This is a genomic window from Neisseria sp. P0008.S002, assembly GCF_051962805.1.
Lineage (GTDB): Bacteria > Pseudomonadota > Gammaproteobacteria > Burkholderiales > Neisseriaceae > Neisseria > Neisseria perflava.
Map to the genome: position 1 here is coordinate 1 of NZ_JBQCUY010000021.1, position 326 is coordinate 326.

The window sequence follows — 326 nt, forward strand, 5'->3', positions numbered from 1 at the left end:
GTGGTGTAACCGGCGGGGTCGGTGATGCTGATGAGGTTGCCGCGCTTGTCGTAATCGTAGGCGGTAATCCTGCCTGCGGGATCGTTGACGGCAACCGGCAGGTTGAGGGTTTCGTGGTAGTCGATTTGGGTGCTGCTGCCGTCCGGCGCGGTGATGGCGATGACGTTGCCTTCGGTATCGTAGAGATAGCGGGTTTCGCGTCCGAGCGGGTCGCGTTCTACGGTAATGCGGCCGTAGCTGTCGCGTTCGCTGTCGCTGCGTTGTCCGTCGGCGTCGATGCGGTAGACGAGTTCGCGGTTTTCGTCGAAACCGTACACTTCCGTCCG

The 326-nt window shown here is 61.7% G+C and carries 1 pseudogene; it reads right to left on the reverse strand.

From position 1 onward, the window contains the following. A pseudogene (locus ACTHSA_RS10815) lies at positions 1-326 on the reverse strand (RHS repeat protein); the annotation flags it as partial.